General features: G+C 23.0%; 2 protein-coding genes. One reads left to right on the plus strand and one right to left on the minus strand.

Annotated elements, in window-relative coordinates; genetic code table 11:
- Positions 1 to 362: 362 nt before the first annotated feature.
- Positions 363 to 818, plus strand: coding sequence for a hypothetical protein (locus G3997_RS07055; RefSeq protein ID WP_296644844.1), 456 nt, complete (start codon positions 363 to 365; stop codon positions 816 to 818).
- A 27-nt stretch (positions 819 to 845) separates the two neighbouring features.
- Here G3997_RS07055 and G3997_RS07060 read toward each other — a convergent pair whose 3' ends face one another.
- On the minus strand, positions 846 to 1,103 hold the full coding sequence (locus tag G3997_RS07060) for a TIGR03905 family TSCPD domain-containing protein (protein ID WP_296644846.1): 258 nt from the start codon (positions 1,101 to 1,103) through the stop codon (positions 846 to 848).
- Positions 1,104 to 1,169: the final 66 nt, after the last annotated feature.

Raw genomic sequence — 1,169 nt, forward strand, 5'->3', positions numbered from 1 at the left:
AATTTGTAGATTTTTATAATAATATTATTATTTACTTCATTTATTTTTTACTACTAGTAATTTAATTATTATTTTGAAATTTTATATCTTGTTGTTATAAATATATTTATTGTAAAATTTCTATATAACCTTTATTAATTAGATAAGTCTATTTTATCTGTTGAATAGTTACTATTTTAATATATTTTATTACCTGATTTATTTCTTTTTTTATAATTTTATGATAGAATAATTAATATATTTTGATTTAATTAAATATAAATTTTAATATAAAACTTGTATATAATAAGTAATAGAAATAAAAAGTTTTTAGTTTCAATCAAAATAGCAATAATAATTAAGTATTTATTAGGAGGAACAATATGGGATTCACAAACAAATTTGCAGAATCTTTTGCTAGATCAAAGACAATGACTGGTCCAGAGAAAAGAGCTAACGAAATAATGGGGAAATTACTGTTAAAGAAAGCTATACTTCCTATTATTTTAATGGTTATCGTATTAATAGGTGGACTACTAGCTAATATATCTGGTTGGGTTATATTATTAGTAAATATATTAATAGCTGTTGGAACTTATTTCTACATAAAAAATAGTAGTAAAAAATACCAAAACTTTAAGCCTTACGTAGGTAACTTAATCAACCTTGAGAAAAAAGGTAAAAATGAATATGTTGCTATTATAAAACAAGGAAAACTTCCTGTTAAGTTACAAATAGCTTACGGTGGAGAAGATTTCGAGAATCTTAAGAAAAATCAAATGGTTCAAGTTAGCTATAACCCAGATGCTAAAATAGCTATATTAGTTAACAAACAATAAACTTCTACTTTAAAAGTAGAAGTTTTATTATTTATTAAAAACATATTCTTTATATATCTTAAGTGCTTTTGCAAGTTGATCTGGGCAAGATGTACCTCTATTTTTACAAGGTATATCTTCAAGTGTTTCAATTATTTCATCTACACACTTACCTTCAATTAAATGTTTTATCCCTATTAAATTTCCACTACATCCTCCTTCAAATATAACCTCCTTCAATATACCCTCCTCTATATCCATTAAAATAGATTTTGAGCATACACCTTTAGTATAATATCTATACATAACCTACCTCCAAAATCATTATTTTATTGTAAAATATGTTATAGTAAATTAATTCAGTATATAATA

This window comes from Romboutsia sp. 13368 (genome assembly GCF_018336475.1).
Classification (GTDB): Bacteria; Bacillota; Clostridia; order Peptostreptococcales; family Peptostreptococcaceae; genus Romboutsia.

Bases quoted from the DNA above. Each gene is read 5' to 3' on its own strand.
- G3997_RS07060 (WP_296644846.1), bottom strand. From the start codon at position 1,103: ATGTATAGATATTATACTAAAGGTGTATGCTCAAAATCTATTTTAATG.
- G3997_RS07055 (WP_296644844.1), top strand. From the start codon at position 363: ATGGGATTCACAAACAAATTTGCAGAATCTTTTGCTAGATCAAAGACA.